General features: G+C 73.3%; 21 protein-coding genes. 7 read left to right on the top strand and 14 right to left on the bottom strand.

Going from position 1 to position 21152, the window contains the following annotated elements:
* The first annotated feature begins 2 nt into the window (after positions 1–2).
* Positions 3–1442 carry a maltokinase N-terminal cap-like domain-containing protein gene (locus tag ACQPZP_RS12130; RefSeq protein ID WP_433477727.1) on the top strand — a complete coding sequence of 480 codons (1440 nt, stop codon included), beginning with the start codon at positions 3–5 and terminating at the stop codon, positions 1440–1442.
* Between the two features lie 42 nt (positions 1443–1484).
* On the opposite strand, the gene ACQPZP_RS12125 is transcribed toward ACQPZP_RS12130, so the two are convergent.
* Entirely contained in the window at positions 1485–2252 is a 768-nt protein-coding gene (locus ACQPZP_RS12125; protein ID WP_433477726.1) for a GntR family transcriptional regulator, read from the bottom strand.
* 200 nt (positions 2253–2452) lie between these two features.
* On the opposite strand from ACQPZP_RS12125, the gene ACQPZP_RS12120 reads away from it, so the two are divergent.
* The 3 genes from ACQPZP_RS12120 to ACQPZP_RS12110 all read left to right on the top strand — a co-directional run bounded on the left by ACQPZP_RS12120 (position 2453) and on the right by ACQPZP_RS12110 (position 5603).
* The gene (locus ACQPZP_RS12120) at positions 2453–2671 is read left to right on the top strand and encodes a hypothetical protein (protein WP_433467859.1); all 219 of its coding nucleotides are present in this window, start codon (positions 2453–2455) and stop codon (positions 2669–2671) included.
* A 328-nt stretch (positions 2672–2999) separates the two neighbouring features.
* Positions 3000–5231: a 1,4-alpha-glucan branching protein GlgB gene (gene glgB / locus ACQPZP_RS12115; RefSeq protein WP_433477725.1), complete on the top strand. Its 2232-nt coding sequence runs from the start codon at positions 3000–3002 to the stop codon at positions 5229–5231.
* A 9-nt stretch (positions 5232–5240) separates the two neighbouring features.
* Positions 5241–5603 (top strand): ACT domain-containing protein, encoded by a 363-nt coding sequence (locus ACQPZP_RS12110; RefSeq protein ID WP_433467857.1) that lies wholly within the window; start codon positions 5241–5243, stop codon positions 5601–5603.
* 6 nt (positions 5604–5609) lie between these two features.
* Here the strand turns inward: ACQPZP_RS12110 and ACQPZP_RS12105 are convergent, their stop codons facing one another.
* The gene (locus tag ACQPZP_RS12105; protein WP_433477724.1) at positions 5610–6467 is read right to left on the bottom strand and encodes an NUDIX domain-containing protein; all 858 of its coding nucleotides are present in this window, start codon (positions 6465–6467) and stop codon (positions 5610–5612) included.
* Positions 6468–6550: 83 nt separating this feature from the next.
* Here ACQPZP_RS12105 and ACQPZP_RS12100 point away from each other — a divergent pair, with 83 nt between their 5' ends.
* From ACQPZP_RS12100 to ACQPZP_RS12090, 3 genes are read left to right on the top strand one after another with little or no spacing between them, the layout of a single operon-like run.
* Positions 6551–7057 carry a PaaI family thioesterase gene (locus tag ACQPZP_RS12100; RefSeq protein WP_433477723.1) on the top strand — a complete coding sequence of 169 codons (507 nt, stop codon included), beginning with the start codon at positions 6551–6553 and terminating at the stop codon, positions 7055–7057.
* Positions 7058–7117: 60 nt separating this feature from the next.
* A complete protein-coding gene (gene sppA / locus ACQPZP_RS12095) occupies positions 7118–8821 on the top strand; it encodes a signal peptide peptidase SppA (RefSeq protein ID WP_433477722.1) in 1704 nt (567 codons plus the stop codon).
* Positions 8806–9303: a flavin reductase family protein gene (locus ACQPZP_RS12090; protein ID WP_433479594.1), complete on the top strand. Its 498-nt coding sequence runs from the start codon at positions 8806–8808 to the stop codon at positions 9301–9303. Before sppA ends, ACQPZP_RS12090 begins: the two co-directional genes overlap by 16 nt.
* Before the next feature lie 3 nt (positions 9304–9306).
* Here ACQPZP_RS12090 and hutI read toward each other — a convergent pair whose 3' ends face one another.
* From hutI to hutU, 12 genes are all read right to left on the bottom strand, one after another.
* Positions 9307–10479: an imidazolonepropionase gene (gene hutI, locus ACQPZP_RS12085; protein WP_433477721.1), complete on the bottom strand. Its 1173-nt coding sequence runs from the start codon at positions 10477–10479 to the stop codon at positions 9307–9309.
* A gap of 12 nt (positions 10480–10491) precedes the next feature.
* Positions 10492–10818 (bottom strand): hypothetical protein, encoded by a 327-nt coding sequence (locus ACQPZP_RS12080; RefSeq protein ID WP_433477720.1) that lies wholly within the window; start codon positions 10816–10818, stop codon positions 10492–10494.
* Between the two features lie 200 nt (positions 10819–11018).
* Positions 11019–11324: a hypothetical protein gene (locus ACQPZP_RS12075; protein ID WP_433477719.1), complete on the bottom strand. Its 306-nt coding sequence runs from the start codon at positions 11322–11324 to the stop codon at positions 11019–11021.
* A 29-nt stretch (positions 11325–11353) separates the two neighbouring features.
* Positions 11354–11698 (bottom strand): hypothetical protein, encoded by a 345-nt coding sequence (locus ACQPZP_RS12070; RefSeq protein ID WP_433467849.1) that lies wholly within the window; start codon positions 11696–11698, stop codon positions 11354–11356.
* 8 nt (positions 11699–11706) lie between these two features.
* Positions 11707–12282: a hypothetical protein gene (locus ACQPZP_RS12065; RefSeq protein ID WP_433477718.1), complete on the bottom strand. Its 576-nt coding sequence runs from the start codon at positions 12280–12282 to the stop codon at positions 11707–11709.
* Positions 12283–12362: 80 nt separating this feature from the next.
* Positions 12363–12671, bottom strand: a complete 309-nt coding sequence (locus ACQPZP_RS12060; RefSeq protein ID WP_433467847.1) for a twin-arginine translocation signal domain-containing protein — start codon at positions 12669–12671, stop codon at positions 12363–12365.
* Positions 12668–13219 (bottom strand): hypothetical protein, encoded by a 552-nt coding sequence (locus tag ACQPZP_RS12055; RefSeq protein WP_433477717.1) that lies wholly within the window; start codon positions 13217–13219, stop codon positions 12668–12670. The genes ACQPZP_RS12060 and ACQPZP_RS12055 overlap by 4 nt, the downstream gene beginning before the upstream one ends.
* 16 nt (positions 13220–13235) lie before the next feature.
* Positions 13236–13769: a MauE/DoxX family redox-associated membrane protein gene (locus ACQPZP_RS12050; protein ID WP_433477716.1), complete on the bottom strand. Its 534-nt coding sequence runs from the start codon at positions 13767–13769 to the stop codon at positions 13236–13238.
* Positions 13770–13902: 133 nt separating this feature from the next.
* Complete coding sequence (locus ACQPZP_RS12045; protein ID WP_433477715.1) at positions 13903–16611, bottom strand: AAA family ATPase; 2709 nt, start codon at positions 16609–16611, stop codon at positions 13903–13905.
* 101 nt (positions 16612–16712) lie between these two features.
* Positions 16713–18092 carry a formimidoylglutamate deiminase gene (locus ACQPZP_RS12040; RefSeq protein WP_433477714.1) on the bottom strand — a complete coding sequence of 460 codons (1380 nt, stop codon included), beginning with the start codon at positions 18090–18092 and terminating at the stop codon, positions 16713–16715.
* A gap of 10 nt (positions 18093–18102) precedes the next feature.
* Positions 18103–19302, bottom strand: a complete 1200-nt coding sequence (locus tag ACQPZP_RS12035) for an allantoate amidohydrolase (protein ID WP_433477713.1) — start codon at positions 19300–19302, stop codon at positions 18103–18105.
* Positions 19303–19354: 52 nt separating this feature from the next.
* Positions 19355–21010 (bottom strand): urocanate hydratase, encoded by a 1656-nt coding sequence (hutU, locus tag ACQPZP_RS12030; protein ID WP_433477712.1) that lies wholly within the window; start codon positions 21008–21010, stop codon positions 19355–19357.
* Between the last annotated feature and the right edge of the window lie 142 nt (positions 21011–21152).

Below are 21152 nucleotides of genomic sequence, written 5' to 3'. Positions count from 1 at the left end.
CCGTGACGTCGTCCGGCCCGCCGTCTGACACCTCGCTCGTCCGGCTCCTCGCCGGCTGGCTGCCCCGGCAGCGGTGGTTCGGCGGCAAGGACGGCCCCATCGACGACCTGTCCATCGGCACCGCCACGGCTTTGATCCCCGGCGACCCCGGCCTGCACCACCTCGTCCTCGACGTCCGCCAGAACCGCACCACCGACCACTACCAGCTCCTCCTCGGCACCCGCCGCGACCTGCCCGAGCAGCTGGGACCGGCCGCGATCGGACTGCTGAACGGGTGGGAACACGGCATCACCGGATACGTCTACGACGCCGTCCACGACCCTGAGCTGACCCGCCCGCTGCTGGCGCTCATGGCAGCCGAGCGGACGGTAGGGCCGCTGATCTTCCGCCGCGCGCCCGGTACGGGCATCCGCACGAATCTGGACGGCGCCCCGAGTCCGGCCGAGCAGAGCAACACCTCGCTGATCTTCGGCGACGCCTACATCTGCAAGCTGTTCCGCCGCCTGTCCCCCGGCGTCAACCCCGACCTGGAGGTCAACCTCGCGCTCTCCCGCGAGGGCTGCGAGCACATCCCCGCCGTGCACGGCTGGATCGAGCAGGAGCCTGACGCGGCCGGAGGCGAGCCGGTCACGCTGGCGCTGCTGTCGGAGTTCCTGCACTCCGCGACGGACGGGTGGCAGCTCGCGCTCACCAGCGTCCGGGACTGGTTCGCGCAGCCGTGCCCACCGGGCTCGCCGACCGCGTTCACCGCGCACGACGCCGCGGCCGTCGGCGGCGACTTCGCCGCGGAGGCCGAGCGGCTCGGCGCGGCGACGGCCGCGGTGCACCGCGACCTCGCCGACGCGTTCGGCGTGACCCGCGCGCCGCCCGAGCTGCTGCGGGAGATCGTCTTCGCGATGAACGAGCAGCTCGACCAGGTCAGCGCCGCCGTCCCGCAGCTGCGCCCGCACGCGCACGCGATCCGCGAGGTGTTCGACGAGGTCGCGGCGGAGGCGGCCCCGCTGCCGTTCCAGCGCGTCCACGGCGACTACCACCTCGGCCAGGTGCTGCGCACCGACCACGGCTGGGTGCTGCTGGACTTCGAGGGCGAGCCGGCCCGCACGCCCGCCGAGCGCCGGGCGCCCGCCCATCCGCTGCGGGACGTCGCCGGGATGCTCCGCTCCTTCGAGTACGCGGCGCGGTTCCTGCTGGCGGGAGAGAGTGACCTGCCTCCCGGCACGGCGGACGTGCTGGAGCTGCGCGCCCAGGCGTGGGCGGAACGGAACCGGGCCGCGTTCTGCGCCGGCTACGCGGCCGCGGGCGGGCCCGACCCGGCCGTGCACGCGGCGCTGATGCGGGCGTTCGAGTTCGACAAGGCGGTCTACGAGATCCGGTACGAGGCGCGGAACCGGCCGTCCTGGCTGCCCGTCCCGCTGCGGTCGCTGGCCCGGCTCGCCGGCTGACCGGCCGGCCGGGCCGCGGGTCGGGGTCGGGGTCGGGGTCGGTCACAGGTCGATGGAGTAGTCGAGGACGATCCGGTCGGCGGGGAGCACGATGTCGCGGCAGACCTCCATGACGCCGGCGTGCGACAGCATCCGGCGGGTGATGGCGAGCACCGGCACCCCGCCGGTCATGTGCAGCGTCTCGGCCTCCTCCGGGGTCGGCATGCGGGAGCGGACCGCCTCCTCGACGCGGATCGGCGGGTGGCCGAGGTAGGCGAGCTGCGCGAGCGTGCCGCCGGGCCAGGGCTCGCGCTCGGGGTCGGCGACGGGCGTGTCGCCGACCAGGTCCCACGGCAGGTAGTTGACGGAGATCTGCTGCGGCTCGTCGCGCGCGTGGAAGACGAACCGGCGGCGCAGCAGCTCGGTGCCGGCCGGCAGTTCGAACAGCGCGCCCAGCTCGTCGTCCGCCCGCACGCGGGTGAACTTCTTGTCGAGCCGGTACTCCGCCCAGGTGATCTTCTGGTCGCGGGTGAACGTCGTCTCGGGGACCGCCATGGGCCTGGTCACCGCGCGGTACCGGTCCATCGCAACGCGCCGCGCCGGCGGGACGACCCGGACGAGCGTGCCGCCGCCGCGGCGGGTCTCGACCAGCCCCTCCCCGCGCAGCAGCGCGATGGCCTGCCGTATGACGATCTCCGAGACGCCGTGGGCGTCGCACAGCTCCGCGATGGTCGGCAGCCGCGTCCCCTGCGGAAGGCTGCCGTCCCGGATCCCCTCGCGCAGCGTGTCGGCGATGCGCAGGTAGGCGGGACGGTCCGGCACCGGCGTCACCTCCCCTCCGCTCGTCCGCCGGTCCACCGCGTTCGAATGGGACTCGACGCGGCGTTCGATCCTGGCTCTTCCTCCTTGTCATCCATACCTTCCGCGCGCTATCCGCGGGGGCACGGTCCGCTTACGGACAGCTTGACACCTCTAGGACCGAGTAAGACTTTTGTATACAGAAGACCGGCCTCGGGGAAGGGACGACCTTGATGGGCGACTTCGAGGATCTGAAGGCGGCCATCGAGGGGGACTTTCCGGGCTGGCAGGTGTGGCGCAGCGACGCGGGCCGCTGGTACGCGACCCGCAGCGGCGACCTCAGCGACGCCCAGCTACAGGCGGGATGTGCGATGACCGTGGCAGCGGACGATCCGGACGGGCTCCGCCGGCTGCTGCTCGACCAGGCCCGCGGGGAGCGCGGGGACCGGTGAGAGGACCACATGGGGAACGGCGCGGCCCGGTCCGCGAGCGGGGGCGGACCGGGCCGGGGCGTTCCGGTACGGCAGGTACCTGTGTCGCTGAGGTGACACAGGAGTGGAGCCCAGGGGGGCGGGGTCGATGTCACCCCTGGGGCGAGGTAGACGTGGCCGCACGGTCGGCGCATTCGGCGCGACCCCACGACGAAGAGTCGTGCCGCCCGTGCGGCCGCAACCCGTGAACGTCAAGCTCGTGGAAACAGGTCGCCTCGCCATGTGAGACCGCCGGTTCTCGGGGCACCCTCATTGAGTAAAAGGCTCAGTGACGGGAGGCCATGAGGTCATGGCACGCGTGACGCGCGCGGAGATCGACCGCCTCGTCGGAGGAGACCACCACGATCCGCACGGCGTCCTCGGGGCGCATCCCGGCAAGGACGGTGTGACGGTGCGCGCGCTGCGCCCGCTCGCCGAGAAGGTCGAGGTCGTCCTGCCGAACGGCGACCGGCACCCGCTCCGGCACTTCCACCAGGGCCTGTTCACCGGGACGCTGCCGGACGGGTCGTCCCTCGCCGGAGACGACGCGGAGACGGCGCCGCTCGCCGTCCCCGACTACCGGCTCGCCGTCACCTACGGGGACGGCATCGAGACGATCCAGGACGACCCCTACCGGCATCTGCCGACGCTCGGCGAACTCGACCTGCATCTGATCGGCGAGGGACGGCACGAGGAGCTGTGGCGCGCGCTCGGCGCCCGTGTCCGCTCGTACGCGTCCGCGTTCGGCACCGTGACCGGGACGGGCTTCGCGGTGTGGGCGCCGACGGCGCGCGGCGTGCGCGTGGTCGGCGACTTCAACCACTGGGACGGCCGCGCGTACCCGATGCGGTCGCTCGGCTCCACCGGTATCTGGGAGCTGTTCGTCCCCGGCGTCGGCGACGGCATGTGCTACAAGTACGAGATCCTCGGCGCGGACGGCGTGTGGCGCGCCAAGGCCGACCCCATGGCGCAGTCCACCGAACGTCCGCCCGCGACGGCTTCCCGCGTCTTCACGTCGTCCTACGAATGGGCCGACGGCAACTGGATGGACGGCCGCAAGGAGCACGACTGGCTGCACGAGCCCATGAGCGTGTACGAGGTGCACCTCGGGTCGTGGCGCCCTGGGCTCAGCTATCGGGAACTGGCCGAGGAACTGACCCAATACGTGCACGACATGGGTTTCACGCACGTGGAGCTGCTGCCGGTCACCGAGCACCCGTACGGCCCTTCCTGGGGCTACCAGGTGACCTCTTACTACGCACCCACCGCACGGTTCGGCGACCCGGACGACTTCCGCCACCTCATCGACCGCCTCCACCAGGCGGGCATCGGCGTCATCATGGACTGGGTGCCGGCCCACTTCCCCAAGGACGAATGGGCGCTGGCCAGGTTCGACGGCACCGCGCTCTACGAGCACGACGATCCGGCGCGCGGCGAGCACCCCGACTGGGGAACGCTGGTGTTCAACTTCGGCCGCGCTGAGGTACGCAACTTCCTGGTGGCGAACGCGTCCTTCTGGCTGGAGGAGTTCCACATCGACGGGCTGCGCGTGGACGCGGTCGCCTCCATGCTCTACCTGGACTACTCGCGCAACGAGGGCGAGTGGACGCCCAACATCTACGGCGGACGCGAGAACCTTGAGGCCATCTCCTTCCTCCAGGAGATGAACGCGACGGTCTACAAGCGCAACCCGGGCATCATGACGATCGCCGAGGAGTCGACGGCGTGGCCCGGTGTGTCCCGTCCGACCCACCTCGGCGGGCTCGGGTTCGGATTCAAGTGGAACATGGGCTGGATGCACGACACGCTCGAATACCTGCGCCACGAGCCCGTGTTCCGGCACTACCACCACAACGAGATCACGTTCTCGCTGGTGTACGCGTTCTCGGAGAACTACGTCCTGCCGCTGTCGCACGACGAGGTCGTCCACGGCAAGGGGTCGCTGCTGAGCAAGATGCCGGGCGACGCCTGGCAGCAGTTCGCCGGGCTGCGCACCCTGCTCGCGTACATGTGGTCGCATCCCGGCAAGCAGTTGCTGTTCATGGGGCAGGAGTTCGGGCAGGGCGCCGAATGGGCGGAGGAGCGCCCGCTCGACTGGTGGCTGCTCGACAACGCCGCCGAGGGCGCCCACCACGTGGGGCTGCAGAAGCTCGTCCGCGAACTGAACCGCACCTACCAGGCCGAGTCCGCACTGTGGACGCGCGACAGCGACCATGAGGGGTTCCGCTGGATCGACGGCAACGACGCGGGCGGCAACACGCTCTCCTATCTGCGCTACGGGACGCCCCAGGCCGGTGGTGAGCCGCCGGTCGTCGCGTGCGTCATCAATTTCGCCGGCAGCCCGCACGAGGACTACCGGCTGGGCCTGCCCCGCGCGGGAGGCTGGCGCGAGCTCGTGAACACCGACGCCTACGAGTACGGCGGCAGCGGCGTCGGCAACCTGGGCCGTGTCGAGGCGACCGCCGAGCCGTGCCACGGGCTTCCCGCGTCCACGGTGATGCGGGTCCCGCCGCTCGGCGCGGTGTGGCTCGTGCCTGAATAGTCTGTCGGGATGAGTGTGTCCCAGCGTCTGCACGTCGTCCCAGGCCAGTTCACGGTGGAGCATCTGCCGCACGCGACGTTCCCGGAGGACGACGAGTGGGTCGCCCTCGTCCGCGCCCCCGAGGGCCTCACCGTGGTCCGGGACGCGTCACCGTTCGCCGAGACGGAACGCTGGGCCGGCTTCTACGGCGACACGAGCCACGGCCTGGACGCCCCGGGCATGCTCGCCGCGATCGTCGGTCCGCTCGCCGCCGCCGAGGTGCCCGTGTTCGTGGCCTCGACCTACCACGCAGACCTGGTCCTCGTCCCGGAACACCGCCTGAAGGAGGCGACGGCGGCGCTGCGCGACGCCGGTCACCGAGTAGAGGCCTAGTCAGTTCTAGAGGCGTTCGAGGAGCCAGCGCGGGCCGGTGACGGCGGCGCCGGCGGCCTGGCAGCGGGCGCGCAGTTCCCGGTCGGCCGTGACCACCAGATGCGCGGCGCCGGGCCCGGCCCGCTGCACGAGATCGACGATCTGGTCGTCTCCGCTGCCGGGCGCGGCCACGACCGTCACGCCGTCGGACGGCTCGTCGGCGACGCTTCTCGCCGCGCCCTCGACGACCAGCACGACCTGCGGGAAGCAGCGGTTGAACGGGAAGAGCCCGCTCGGCAGGCCCTCCACGCCCCCGTTCAGCTTCTTCAGGTCGTCACGGAGCCTCGCGTTCGCGCCCGCCCTGTCCTTCCACCAGCCGTCGGCGCGGGCGCCCACGACATTCGCCGCGTCCACGATGAGGACGAGCCCCTTCATCGCGTCCTGCAGGCGAGGCCAGGAACGCGCGAACGGCTCGAAGAGCTTGCGGTCGGTGACCTCTTCCACGCGGACCCATTCCGCTTTCCGCGTCTCCCGCGACGCGGGCCCCACCCGCGCGCGCTCGGGCAGAGAGCCCATCACGGACGTGAACGACCAGCCGCCGTGGTCCTCGACGCTCGTCCCGTGGACGTTCACCGTTCCCGTGTCGAGCGTGCACTCCTCGGCCGTCTCCCGGAGCGCACCGGTGACGGCGTCCTCGTGGCTGTGCAGGGCGCCGCCGAACATCCCCCACGTCCCGCCGCCGATCCCCCACCACGCGCGCTGCTGGAGCAGGATCCACACCTGGCCCTCGGCGTCGTGGTGGTAGGCCAGCAGGCCCGCCGCGCCGAACCGCCCCCAGTGCGTGTGCCCCTGCCCGCAGTCGGCCCAGCCGTCGCCGTCTCCCATGCGTCCGACGATAGCGCCGGGCGCCCGTGACGAACGGCACAGTGCCCGGCCCGCCGCCCGCCGAATACCATTCGGAGATCACCATGACCAGGGAGAGCGAGTTGAGCGTCGAAGCGAGCCCGGAGACCTGGCCGGAGGCCGCCGACCTGTGGAACACGCTGTCCGGCGCCGATTTCATCCAGGCGATGGCGGACCGGCGGCTCCCGGAGATCTCCGACATCAGCGACTACATCGGGCAGGTCGTGACGTCCGCCGAACCGGGCCGGGTGGAGATCGCGTGGACGCCGGACGAGAAGCTCTGCAACCCCGGCGGCACGGTCCACGGCGGCTTCATCGCGATGATCCTCGACAACGCGGTCTGCATGGGGGCGAGCAGCACGTGCGAGCGCTTCATGCCGATGCTCACGCTCAACCTCAACGTCGACTACCTGCGCGGTGTCAGGGCCGGCGAGACCTACACCGTCACCGGGACGTGCGTGCACGCCGGCGGAACCCGCATGGTCTCCAACGCCGTCATCACCGACGGGCGCGGCCGTCCGGTGGCCCAGGCGTCCGCCAGCGTGATCCCCAACAAGGCGTTCGCCAGGTAATACCAGAGGGCGGGCCGGCGGCGCGGGTACCCCTCGCGGCCGAGCGCATAAGGTGGGGCCATGGTGGATCCCGGCACAGTCGTGAACGTGATCAAACAGGCCCGTGAGCGGCGGACGGCCCCGCTGATCCTCGAACTGGACCTCACCGAGGGCATCGTGGAGACCGCGCCGGCCGACCCGATCTCGGCGATCCTGTCCATGCGCCGGACGAGCCTGCGGGACGTCCTGGACGGGCTGCGCCGTGCCCGCTCCGACGAGCGGGTCCGCGCCCTCGTCGTGAAGGTCACCGGCGGCATCGGGCTGGCGCTCGCCCAGGAGCTGCGCGAGGCCGTCCAGGCGCTGCGGGACGCGGGCAAGCTCACCGTCGCGTGGGCGGAGACGTTCGGCGAGAGCGGCCGCGGCACCGTCCCGTTCTACCTGGCCACCGGCTTCGACAAGGTCTACCTGCAGCCCACCGGGGAGGTCGGCCTCACCGGCGTCGCGCTCGAAGAGCCGTTCTTCGCGGGCGCGCTGGAGAAGGCGGGGGTCCGGCCGCGGTTCGCCAAGCGGTACGAGTACAAGACCATGGCGAACACGTTCATGGAGAAGACCTACACGCCGGAGCACGAGGAGTCGTCGCAGCGCCTCGTCGCCTCGCTCGGCGAGCAGATCACCGCGGGGATCGCCGCCGCGCGCGGGCTGCCGGAGGACAAGGTCCGCGAGCTCACCGACCGCGGCCCGCTCCTGGCCGGCGAGGCCCTGGAGGAGAACCTGGTCGACCATCTCGGCTACCGGGACGAGGTGTACGCCTTCCTGCGCGGGGAGTTCGGCGAGGAGGCGCAGCTGCGCTACGTGTCCCGCTACAACCGGGCCCACGGCCTCGCGAGCCGCCTCCCGCAGCCCGGCAAGCAGGACGTCGTCGCGTTCATCAACGGGCAGGGCCCGATCCGGCTCGGCCGCAGCGGGCGCGGCGGCCCGCTCCCGAACTCGGGTCCCGCGATGGGCTCGGACACGGTCGGCGCCGCGTTCCGCGCCGCCGTTAAGGACGACCGCGTCAAGGCGATCGTGTTCCGCGTCAACAGCCCGGGCGGCTCCGCCGTCGCGTCCGACACGATCTGGCGCGAGGTCGTCCTCGCCCGCCGCGCCGGCAAGCCGGTGATCGTCTCCATGGGCAACCTGGCCGCGTCCGGCGGCTACTACGTCTCGATGGCGGCGGACACGATCGTCGCGCAGCCCGGCACCATCACCGGCTCGATCGGCGTCGTCGTCGGCAAGGCCGTGGTGAACGACCTGCTGGACCGCGTCGGCATCGGGCTCGGTTCCGTCGCCGACGGCGACCACGCCCGCATGTACAGCGCCACCAAGGACTTCAGCGACACCGAGTGGGAGCGCGTCAACGCGTCCCTCGACAAGATCTACGACGACTTCACCGCGAAGGTCGCCGAGGGCCGCGACCTGTCCCGCGAACGCGTCCACGAGCTGGCCCGGGGCCGGGTCTGGACGGGCGCGGACGCCAGGGACCGCGGCCTCGTGGACGAGCTCGGCGGCATCGACATGGCGATCGAGATCGCCCGCAAGAAGGCGGGCCTCGCCGCCGACGCCCCCGTCCGCGCCTACCCGCACACCTCGCCGTTCGAGCGGCTGCGGCCGCCGGAGTCCAGCGAGGACCGGACCGCCGCGTCCGCCCGCTTCGACGCGTGGGGCTCCCTCTCCGGCCTCGCCGCCCGGCTCGGCCTGCCCTCCGCCGGCCCGCTCACCCTGCCCGGGACCTGGGAGATCCGCTGAGCGCCGACTTCGTCGAGGCGGTCGCGGGCTTCGCCACCGGCGTGGTCGTGGTGACGGTCCGCGACGGCCGCGACGACCTCGGCACGACGGTCACCTCGTTCATGTCGGTGTCGCTGGAACCCCCGATGGTCGTGGCGAGCGTGGCGACGTCGTCCTATCTCACCGAGGTGCTGACCCGGCGGGACCGCTGGGCCGCGACGATCCTCTCCGTCCGCCAGCGCGCCCTGGCGGGCCGCTTCGCCGCCGAAGGCCGGCCGGGCGCCCGCATCCTCCTGGCCGCCGAACCGCATCACCGCGGGCCCCACTCGGACGCCCTCATCCCCGAAACGGGCATCACCGCCCTGGAATGCGAAACCCGCCAGACTATTGAAGCGGGTGACCACACCCTCTTCACCGCCGAGGTCCTGTCAACGGACTACATCGCCCGCGAACAGGAACCCCTGATCAGGGTCAATCGCCGCTATCTTGTGGCGCCCGCCTGACCGTCACACCCGGCGGCCGTGCTTCCAGACGGCGTGTGTCTGGGGGACGCCCGGCCGGTAGGCCAGGTGGATGTGGGACGGGGCGTCCAGGACGTGTACGTCGGCGCGGGCGCCAGGGGTCAGTTGGCCCACGTCGGTGCGGCGCAGGGCGCGAGCGCCTCCCGCCGTGGCGGACCAGACCGCTTCGGCCGGGGTCATGTGCATGTCGCGGACGGCCACTGCGATGCAGAAGGCCATGCTCGAGCTGTAGCAGGAGCCCGGGTTGCAGTCGGTGGCGAGGGCGACGGTGGCTCCGGCGTCGAGAAGCTGGCGGGCGTCGGGGTAGGGCTGGCGGGTTGAGAACTCGACGCCGGGCAGGAGCGTCGCGACCGTCTGGGACGAAGCCAGTGCGTCCACGTCGGCGTCGCTGAGGAAGGTGCAGTGGTCGGCGGACGCGGCGTCCAGTTCGACGGCGAGTTGCACCGCGGGGCCTTGGGTGAGCTGGTTCGCGTGGAGGCGGGGGGCGAGGCCCGCCTTCCTGCCGGCCTGGAGCACCTCGCGGGCCTGGTCGGCGTCGAACGCGCCCTGCTCGCAGAAGACGTCCACCCAGCGGGCGTGGGGCGCGCACGCGGCGAGCATGTCGGTGGCGGCGAGGCGCGCGTAGCCGGCCGCGTCGCCCTGGTACTCGGCGGGGACGACGTGCGCGCCCAGGTAGGTGACCTCGTCCGCGAGCTCGGCGGCGATGCGAACGGCGCGTTCCTCCTGGTCGACCGTGAGGCCGTAGCCGGACTTGCATTCGACCGTGGTGATGCCCTGGCGGGCCATCTCGCCGATGAGGCGGCGCAGGTTGGCGCGCAGCTCGTCGTCGGACGCGGCGCGGGTGCGTTCGACGGTGGTCCGGATGCCGCCGGCGGCGTACTTGCGGCCGCTCATCCGTGCGGCGAACTCCTCGGCGCGCTCGCCGGCGAAGACGAGGTGGGCGTGGGAGTCCACGAAGCCGGGGAGGACGGCCCGGCCGGCGGCGTCGAACGACTCGTCGGCGGCGGGCGCGTCCCGGGAGGGGCCCGTCCAGGCGACCGTGCCGTCCTCGATCACCAGGGCGGCGTCGCGGACGACGGCCAGGCCGTCGCCGGCGGCGGGATCGTTGGTGACGAGTTCCCCGATGTTCGTGATGACCGTGCTGGTACCGGCGCTCATCCGGGCAGGATCTCACGCGGCGACGCGCAGCCAGACGTCGGCGGCGCCGGTGTCCCGGGCCAGCCGCAGCCGCCAGCAGCCGGGCTCGTCGAGACGGTAGCCCGATCCCCACTCCTCGCCGGGCCGCTTGAAGCTGCTGCCGCCGTGCTTCTCCGGCCCCCAGACGGCGGCGTGCTCGCGGCCGCCGGGGTCGGACGCGGTGAGCCGCAGGGGCCCCGACCCCGTCACCCGCCACACGATCTTGAGATCCTGGCCGGCGCGGAGCGGCGGGTACCGCTTTCCCGGCATCATCAGCCCCCACGCCCGGATGCCGTGCGCGGTACCGCGGACCTCTGGCATGCCGTCGGCGAAGTCGGCGGCGCCGTAGGGGGCGACCGGTGACGCCGGACGGCATCCCGGCGCCCCGTCCGGCCCGGCGGGCCCGATGGTTCCGGTGGGCCCGGCGGCCGGTGGACGGGTGGACGGTGCCGCGTCGTCCCGCCCACCGGCCGAGCATCCGGTGACGGCCAGCAGAACGCCGGACGCCGCCGCGACGAGGGTCAGCGCCGACGCGCCTCCGCCTCCAGGATCGGGCTCGTGCCGCGCCGCAGCGCCCGCAGGTTCACGACGCCGCGCTCCTCGGAGAACACCTCGACGACCCTGCGGGTGTGGCTGGACGTGCCGGCGTGCTCCATCCGCACTCCCGGCCCGACGCGCAGCGAGGTGCACTTGAAGTGGATGGCGTAGACGTTCTGCGGCTCGCCGCCGACAACGGCGTCGCACACCATCACCTTCTTCGTGCCGTCGTCCATGTCCTGCACGACCGCGAAGCCGTGGTCGGTCGGCAGGTAGTAGTCCGAACTCATGTGACCGTCCTTTCCTGGTGCGTGTGTGGTCAGAGGGGGCGGACGGGCGAGACGCCCTCGCAGTCGATCCCGAACATCACCTGCCTCCAGTCGCCGGCGAACGCGTAGACCCCGCCGGACGTCGCGACGCCGAGCCTTGACGGGACCCTCGTCGCGTCCACGTGGCGGCGCACCCGTCCCATCGAATGGACGCCGTCCATGTCCTGCCAGAGCGAGACGTTGAGCAGCGTCCGGGTGCGCCAGCCGACCATCAGGGACGTCCCGAGGAACCCGGTGGCGTCCCGCCGCACGTCCCGCGCCAGGCGCTTGTGCAGGACGAGCAGGACGAGCAGCGCCCACAGGCCGGGGCACTCGAACCTCGTCACCACGATCACGCCGTCCTTCACAGCGCCTGGACGGCCGTCACGGCGGCCAGCGTCACCAGGGCCGTCCCGGACAGGGCGCGCACCGATCTCAGCCACAGCCGTTCCCTTCTCGTGCCCATGTCGATCAGCGCCGGGCTGAAGCGCAGGCTCGCCAGCACGACGCCGAGGTTGGACAGCAGCGCCAGGCCGACCATGACCGGCGCGGCCGCCCACGGGTCCAGCAGGACCACCGCCGCGATCCCGGCCCAGACCAGCGACGCCGCCTTCTGCGTCGTCACGAGCAGGCCGAGGTCGAATCCCCAGACCACGCCGAGGAACCCGGGCGTCAGCCGGTGCACGAGCACCTGCGGGACCTGCCGCCACACGTGCGGCGTGCGGCCGGCGAGGTCGGCGATCCCGAATCCGAGGGCCACCGCCGCCAGTGCCAGCGCGCGCGGCGTCTCCGGCAGCGCCGCGTGCAGCCCGCGTCCCGCCACGTACAGCAGCAGCGCCACGAGCAGCCCCGACAGCACCCCGCCCGCGGCGAGGCCGGCCAGGAATCGCGCGCCGTCCGCCGGACGGCGGCGCATCATGGGGCCGGAGACTCCGGCCATCGACCGCCCTCAAGGGCTCAGGACGTGCAGGACCGCGCCGATCCCGCCGATGACCACCCAGGTGACCATTGAGGGTGCCGTCAGTTGTAGCGGCACTCGAACGCCGAGTGCTGCTTGCCGCTGTAGTACGCCTCGCAGCAGGAGCAGTGCAGGGTGCCGCTCATGGAGCAGCCCCAGAGGTAGTCCATGTTGTTCCGGCACGTGGTCATGGACACGTTGGGGCACACGGCGAGGTTGCAGCAGTTCTTCTTGCACAGGGCATAGGCGGGCTCGGACCGGCCGAACACCGCCGACGCCGCGGTCAGCCCGCCCGCGCCCAGGGCGCCGAGGAATCCGCGCCGGGCGAACCTCCCCGTGGCCTTCCCGACCCGTTCCGTCCGTGTCGTCATGACACTCCCTTCGGTTGGTTGACCTTCGTCCTGACGGCCTCGACGTCCTGGAAGACGAGGGCGGATTCGAGCCGCCCGCCCCGCATGACCAGCGCGGTCGGGCTCATCCGGACGTTGAACTCGCCCGCGACCCAGTCGCCGCCCTCGTCGACGTAGTGCGTGAGGCGCTGCAGCCCGTACTGCCGGACGAACCGCTCGCCGCGCGCCTGTTCGGCGGTCGAGACGACGACGGCCATGTCGGTGCCGGCGCCGCGGTCCAGCTCGTCCGACAGCTGCTGGGCGACGTCCTTGCAGGTCGAGCAGGCGGTGCTGAGGACGAGGAGGGTCTGCGCGGCGTCGAGATCGGCGGCCCGCCCGGCGAGTTCGGCCGGCCAGCGGCCGGGCTCCGCCCCGAGCCGGGCGTCCTCCAGCGGCCAGACCTCGGGGTCGCGGGCGGCGGCGGTCTCCCGTTCGGTCGGCAGCCGGGAGGTCAGCTCGCCGAGCATCGCGAAGAGCAGCACGACCGCGCCGGCAAGGATCAGCAGCACGGCGCCGAAGAAGATCTCCATCTGGGTGTTCCTCCGTCTATCGCGAGGCCGGCAGGGGACGGGTGAGGTCCTTGACGAGGCCGCGGTGCGCCCACAGGCACAGCAGCAGCGCACCGCAGGCCAGCCCGGTGCCGACCTGGAAGAAGTACGTCCCGGCCGGGTCGGCGGCTCCGGCGGCCCGGTTCACCGCCGGGACGGCCATGAGCAGCGCCCCGGCCAGCACGTTGACCCAGCCGAGAGGACGGCCCGCCGCCGCCCCGAGGCAGCCGCACGCGGTGCCGCCGCCGCGCACCATGCCCATGACTCCGGCCAGGGCGAAGCTGACACCGAGGACGCCCGCCGCCCAGGCCCCGGCCTGGCGGGCAGGGGCCGCCGTCAGCGACAGCGCGGCGAGGAGCTCCGCCGCGGCGAACACGCGGACATGGCGGCCGGTGAAGCCTTTTCCAGACGTCCGGAACAACGCGTTCAATGCCCGGCCGAGCTGCGCCGGGGAAACGGTCTTGGCGACGCCCGCGACGAACAGGACGGAGGCGGCCGCGGAATTGACGACGACGAGGACAGAATCATTCACAGCCATGACGTGGCCGACCTCGGGGAAGAGAATCGATACGTGATCTTTGTAACCCAGCTTGATCATTCAGTCAATACAGTATTGCTGCAGACGCAAATTGAGTCGTAATACTCAATCGGGCGGGCCGGGCTGCTCAATCGGCGGCCGATTGCTCACACGGTTCGGGGCCGGCGCCCAGGTCCAGCCGCCGCAGCTCCGCGCGGGTCCGGACGCCGAGCTTGGGATACGCGCGGTAGAGGTGGTTCCCGACGGTCCGCGGACTGAGAAAGAGCCGGGCGGCGATCTCGCGGTTGCTCGCGCCGGCCGCGGCCAGCCGCACGATCTGCAGTTCCTGATGGGTGAGGCGGCCGGCCCCCACAAGTGGCGGCGCCTCGACCTGACGGGAACCTGCCTGCCGGGCACCGGTGGCGCCCAGTTCCTCATTCGCCCGGTCCACCCAGACGCGGGCACCCAGTTTCTCGAACAGTTCCAGGGCCAGCGTCAAATGCGTCCGCGCCTCCGCTCTGCGGCGCACTCGCCGTAACCACTCGCCATAGAGGAGTTCCGTCCGCGCCCGCTCGAAATGGTTTCCGTCCTTCCGGCGGAGCAGTTCCGCGGCGTTCGCGAAATGACGCTCGGCTCTCTCGTCGGCGGCCAGCTGGGCGCGGGAGCGCTCGGCGATCGCCCGGACGAGCGGGGACGCGCCCCGCGCCGCCCGCCGTTCGAGCAGCGCGAGGGGAGGTTCGGCGCGGTCCGGACGTCCGCAGCGCACCGCGGCCTCGATCCGGTCCGCCGCCTGCCGGACGACGCTCGTGACCGGACCTCCCTCCGGCACGTCCCCGGGAACGTCCTCCAGCCGGCCGAGGGCGTCCGCGTGCCGCCCGAGTCCGAGGTCGAGGAGGGCGAGGGCCCAGGTTCCGAGGGAGACGGTCGGGACGATCCCCTCCGCCCGGGCGTGCTCCAGTCCCGCCGCGACCAGGGCGGTGCACCGCCTCTCGTCGCCCTCGGCGGCGGCGAGCCAGCCGAGCAGGCAGCTCAGGTGGGCGGACCGGTACCGCGCGCCGGCGTCGTCCGCCAGCCGCAGCCCCTCCGCGGCCGTCTCCCGCGCCTCGCGGTGCAGGCCCTGGTCGATCTCCGCGTGGGCGAGCGTCTGAAGCGCGTAGGGCAGCCGTCCGGGCACGTCACCGCAGTCACGGGCGAACCGCGAGACCACCTCGGGGGCGCCGTCCGCGAACGCGGCGAAGAACGCGGCGAGGCGATGGTCCAGCTCGTCCGGTAACGCGTGCCGCAGCTCGGCGAGGGCCTCCGGGCCGGCCGTGTCCGGGCCGGCCACCGACGGCAGCCGCGCCAGCGGTGAGCCGGCGGGCAGCGGGACGGCCCGCAGCGCGCCGGCAGCCTCCCGCATCAGCGCCCGATCGCCGGCGTGCCAGGCGAAGCGGACGGCCTCGGCGAGCATCAGCGACGCCTCCGCCGGGTCGCGCCCGCCGATCGGCGCGGCGCCGTCGACCAGCGTGCGGGCGGCGCGGCGCGGCGACCCGCACTCGAACTCCGCCGCCGCGCCCGCCTGGGCGAGCTCGGCCCGGGTCAGCGGGCCGGCCGCGAGCGGCGCGGCCCGCGCGACCAGTTCCGCCGCCCCGCCGAACAGGCCAGCCTCGCCGGCCGCGCGGGCGGCGGCCGCGAGCCGGTGCGCGCGGGTCGGTTCGTCGGCGGTCAGCTCGGCGGCCCGGGCGTAGCAGACGTAGGCGCGCCGGTCGCCCGACCACTCCCCGGCACGTTCCAGTTCCGCGGCGGCGTCCTCGCGGTGCCCGACGGTGGCGGCGGCCAGGTGCCAGGCACGCAGCTCGGGATGCTCGTCCCCCGCGCAGGCGGCGACCGCGCGGTGGACGGCGCGCCGCTCGGACGTCGTGGCCCGGTGGTAGACGGCCGCCCGGACCAGCGGGTGCGCGAAGCCGATGGCCGTCCCGGTCGCGTCCAGCAGCCCGGCGCGTTCGGCGGGCGCCAGGTCGGCGTCGGTCGCGCCGAGCCGAGCCGCCGCGGCCGTGATGCGGGCGGCGTCGCGGGTGTCGTCGGCGGCGGCGACGAGCAGCAGGGTGCGGGTTGCGGGCGGTAACGCGTCCAGCTGCGCGCACGCCTCCGCCTGGACCGCTCCCCCGATGGGCGCGACGCCGTCGTGGAAGGTGAACGGGTTGATGCGTCCCGCCCGCTGGGCCGGGGACAGCGAGGCCGCGAGAAGGCGCAACGCCAGCGGGTTCCCGTCCGCCTCGGCGAGGACACGGCTCCGCGCGGGCGGGGGCAGCTCCGTCCGCAGGAGCGCGGCGGCGTCGTCGGGGCGGAGGCGGCGCGGCCTGATCTCGGCCAGGCCGGCCGACCCGAGCGTCTCCCCGTCGCGGGCCGCCGCAAGCAGCGCGATCGGCTCGGCGGCGAACCTGCGCGCCGCGTACACCAGTGCGTCCGCCGACGCGGCGTCCAGCCACTGTGCGTCGTCCACCAGGCACACCACGGGACGCTCGGCCGCGGCCCGGCGCAGCAGGGACAGGACGGCCCGGCGCACGGTGAAGACGTCCTCCCGGCCGACCGCCTGGGCCTCGGTCACCGCGCGGAGGCGGTCGGCGTCCGGGCCGCGGGTGCCGCGCATCGGCCGCAGCATCAGCTCCAGGGCCGCGAACGGCTGCTCGGCCTCGGACGGGCAGCCGGCGCAGCGCAGGACGAGCGCTCCGTCCGCCGCGGCCGCCGCGTGGTCGAGCAGCGCGGTCTTCCCCATGCCTGTCTCGCCCCGGATGACGGCGGCCCCGCCGGACCCGGCCCGCGCCCCGGCGATCATCCGTTCGATCTCTGCGCATTCAGCGGTTCTGCCGTACAACATCGGCGCCCCACACGCGTTCGGCTGCGGCATCCAAGATCAGCAATCGCATGATCGCATGGCGGGACCGCGCCGCCGCACGGCGCCGCCGCGTCCGGGTCCGGTCAGTCCGGATCCGGACGCGTCACGGCGGTGACGGCCTCGGCCAGCGCGGCGGGCACGTCGTCGACCAGCAGGTGCCGGCCGTCGTGGACGACCGGCCGGCCGGACACGACGACGTGCCGGACGTCGGCGGCGGTGGCCGCGAAGACGGCCGCCTCCGCCGCGTGATCGGGAAGGGCGCCCGCCGTGCGGACCGAGTCGAGGGCGACGGTGACCAGGTCGGCGTACGCGCCGGGCTCCAGGCGTCCCGCCTCCGGCCAGCCGAGCGCGTAGTGGCCGTCGCAGGTGGCGGCGGCCAGCAGCTCCCCGGCCGTCCAGTGGCCGCGGGCCCGGGTGCGCAGCCGTTCGTCGAGCTCGACCGCGCGGGCCTCTTCGAACAGGTCGATGACGGCGTGCTGGTCGGAGCCGAGGCAGATCGGGGACCCGGCGTCCGCCAGAGCGCGCGCGGGGCCGATGCCGTCGGCGAGGTCGCGTTCGGTCGTCGGGCACATGCACACGCCGGTCATGGTCGTGCCGAGCAGGCCGATGTCCTCGTCGGTGAGGTGCGTCGCGTGGACGGCGGTCGTGAGCGCGCCGAGCGCCCCGCACTCGGCGAGCAGGCGGGTGGGCGTCATGCCGTAGGCGTCCAGGCACTCCCGGTTCTCGGCGGGCTGCTCGGACAGGTGGACGTGCAGCGGCGCACGGCGCTCCTTCGCCCAGGCGGCGACGGCGCGCAGCTGCTCGCGCGGCACCGCCCGGACGGAGTGGATCGCGGCGCCCACCCGGGCGTGCAGCCGTCCCGCCTTGTCCGTCTCCTCGTGCAGCGAGTCGACGCGGCGCACCCAGTTCCCGGCGGTGCCGTCGCCGAAGCGGAGCTGCGGGCCGGTGAGCGGGCGGCCGATGCCGCCGGTGAGGTAGCAGGTGTCGAGGAGGGTGATCCGGATGCCCGCGTCGGACGCGGCGGCGATCAGCGCCTCGCCCATCGCGTTCGGATCGCCGTAGGGGGCGCCGCCCGGCCGGTGGTGCAGGTAGTGGAACTCGCCGACGCAGCTGATCCCGGCGAGGGCCATCTCGGCGAAGACGGCGGTGGCGAGGGCGCGGTAGGAGTCCGGGTCGAGCCGGTCGGCGACCTGGTACATCTGCTCGCGCCACGTCCAGAAGCTCCCGCCGCGTTTCTCTCCCGGCCGCCCCTCGGGCGCCTGGACGCGGGAGCGGAGGGCGCGGTGGAACGCGTGGGAGTGCCCGTTGGCGAGGCCCGGCAGGGTCAGGCCGGGCAGGCGCTGGGCGTGCGGCGCGGAGGGGACGCCGGGCTCGACGCTGGTGATCCGCTCGCCGTCGGCCTCGATGAGCACGTCGGCCGCCATGCCGTCGCCGAGCCAGGCAAACTGTGCATGCCACTGCATATCGGAATTCCTACCCGTGCGTCAGGTCGTCCAGTACCGCCGTCAGGGCCTCGACTCCCGCCAGGCAGTCCGCGGGTTCGGCGAACTCGGCGGGCGCGTGCGAGACCCCGGTCGGGTTCCGGACGAACAGCATCGCGGTCGGCAGCCGGGCCGACAGGACGCCCGCGTCGTGGCCGGCACCGGTCGGCAGGACGGGGACACCGCCGAGCGCCGCGCCGACGCGGTCGCGCAGCGCCAGGTTGAAGGCCACGATCTCGCTGTAGGACTCTTCGGCGAGATCGACGCTCACCCGGTGCGGGCGCGCCGCGACGCGGGCGGCCTCGTCGATCTCCGTCACGGTCCGCCGCACGGCGTCGTCGGCCGGGCCGCGCGCGTCCAGCCACGCGGTGACGGCCGACGGGATCGCGTTCACCCCGCCCGGCACGACCCTGACCTTGCCGACCGTCGCGACGGTCCCGTTGCGTTCGGCGGCCGCGCGCGCGGCGATGACCATGTGCGCGAACGGCAGCATCGGGTCGCGGCGGTCCGGCAGGGCGGTCGTCCCGGCATGGTCGCCCTCGCCCGCGAAGTCCAACCGCCACCGGCCGTGCGGGACGATCGCGCTCGCCACGCCGACCGGCTCCTGGAGCGCCCTCCCCTGCTCGACGTGGAGCTCGACGTAGCAGCCGATCCGTCCGAGGAGATCGTCGTCCGGCCCGATGGCCTCCGGGTCGAACCCGGCGTTGTGCATGACCTCGGCGAACGTGTGCCCGTCGCCGTCGGTGAGGTCGCGGGCCCGGGCCGGGTCGATCGCCCCCGACAGCAGGCGCGAGCCGAGGCACGCCACCCCGAACCTCGCGCCCTCCTCCTCGGCGAACGCGCCGATCCCGATCGGGCGGGCGGGCGCGACACCGCGCTCCCTGAGCGCGTCGACGGCCGCGAACGCGGACACGATGCCGAGCGGCCCGTCGAACGCGCCCCCGCCGGGGACGGAGTCGAGGTGACTCCCGGTCAGGACGGCGCCGTCCCTGGCTCCGTCCGCCGGGAACCACCAGGCGAACATGTTGCCGTTGGCGTCGTGCTCGACCGTGAGGTCGCGGCGGCGCGCCTCGTCCAGGAACCAGGCGCGGCACTCCAGCTCGGGCGGCGTCCAGGCGAACCGGTGGTAGGCGCCGGTCGCCTCGTCCCGCCCGACCGGCAGCAGCGCCGCCCACATCTCCTCAAAGCTCATGGCCCTTCCTCCGTGGAGGGGCGACCCCCCGCACCCCCCGGTTCGCTGCCGCTCATGGCTGCATGGGGATCCGCACCCCGCGCTCGGCGGCGACCTCGGCGGCGCGGTCGTAGCCGGCGTCGACGTGCCGCATGACGCCGGTGCCGGGGTCGTTGGTCAGGACGCGCTGGAGCTTCTCGCCGGCGAGGGCCGTCCCGTCGGCGACGCAGACCTGGCCGGCGTGGATGGAGCGGCCGATGCCGACCCCGCCGCCATGGTGGACGGACACCCAGGTCGCGCCGGACGAGGTGTTGAGCATGGCGTTCAGCAGCGGCCAGTCGGCGATCGCGTCCGACCCGTCCCGCATGCCCTCGGTCTCCCGGTACGGGCTGGCGACCGAGCCGCAGTCGAGGTGGTCGCGGCCGAGCACGATCGGCGCGCTGATCTCGCCGCGCGCGACCAGGTCGTTGAACAGAGCGCCCGCCTTGTCGCGCTCGCCGTAGCCGAGCCAGCAGATCCGGGACGGCAGCCCCTGGAAGTGCACCTTCTCCCTCGCCATCCTGATCCAGCGGGTCAGCGGCTCGTTGTCCGGGAACAGGTCGAGGATCGCCTGGTCGGTGCGCGCGATGTCCTTCGGGTCGCCCGAGAGCGCCGCCCACCGGAAGGGGCCCTTGCCCTCGCAGAACAGCGGCCTGATGTAGGCGGGCACGAACCCGGGGAACGCGAACGCCCGTGTGCAGCCCGCGAGCTCCGCCTCCCCGCGGATCGAGTTGCCGTAGTCGAAGACCTCGGCGCCCGCGTCCTGGAACCCGACCATCGCCTCGACGTGCGCGGCCATCGACGTGCGGGCCTTGGCGGTGAACCCGTCCGGGTCCTTGTCGCGCTCGGCGGCCATGTCCTCGAACGCGACGCCGCGCGGCAGGTAGGCGAGCGGGTCGTGCGCGCTCGTCTGGTCGGTGACGATGTCGATCGGCGCGCCGCGCCGCAGCAGTTCGGGGACGATGTCGGCCGCGTTCCCGAGCACGGCGATCGAGAGCGGCCGCCGCTCGGCCTTCGCCTCCTCGGCCAGGCGCAGCGCCTCGTCCAGGGAGTCCGCCCGGACGTCGCAGTACCGGTGCGCGACGCGCCGCTCGATCCGGGACGGGTCGCACTCGACGCAGATCGCGACGCCGCCGTTCATCGTGACGGCGAGCGGCTGCGCGCCGCCCATCCCGCCGAGCCCGGCGGTCAGCGTGATCGTCCCGGCGAGGGTTCCGCCGAACCGCTTCTCGGCGACCGCCGCGAACGTCTCGTACGTGCCCTGGAGGATGCCCTGGGTGCCGATGTAGATCCACGACCCGGCGGTCATCTGCCCGAACATCGTCAGGCCGAGCGACTCCAGCCGGCGGAACTCCTCCCACGTCGCCCACTGCGGGACGAGGTTGGAGTTGGCGATCAGCACGCGCGGCGCCCACTCGTGCGTCCGGAAGATGCCGACCGGCTTGCCGGACTGGACGAGCAGCGTCTCGTCCCCCTCAAGGTCGGACAGCGACCGGAGGATGCCGTCGAAGGCGTCCCAGTTCCGGGCGGCCTTCCCGGAGCCGCCGTACACGACCAGCTCGTCCGGGTGCTCGGCGACCTCGGGATCGAGGTTGTTCTGGATCATGCGCAGGGCGGCCTCCTGCGGCCACCCCTTGGCGGCGGTCAGCGAGGTGCCGCGGGGCGCGCGGACGGGACGGGGACCTGACATCTCGATGCTCCTTCAGGACGGCGGCGGTCTCATACCCACAATTGGACCGCGCTTCCGGGCGGCGCCCCAGCCCCCGGGACCGCACTCTGTCTCAGATACGAGACAATGCGCCGCCCCGGACCGCGCTCGGTCAACCACAGGT

It is taken from the genome of Spirillospora sp. CA-142024 (genome assembly GCF_050942325.1).
Taxonomy (GTDB): Bacteria; Actinomycetota; Actinomycetes; order Streptosporangiales; family Streptosporangiaceae; genus Spirillospora.
This window is presented reverse-complemented; position numbering and strand designations above follow the sequence as displayed.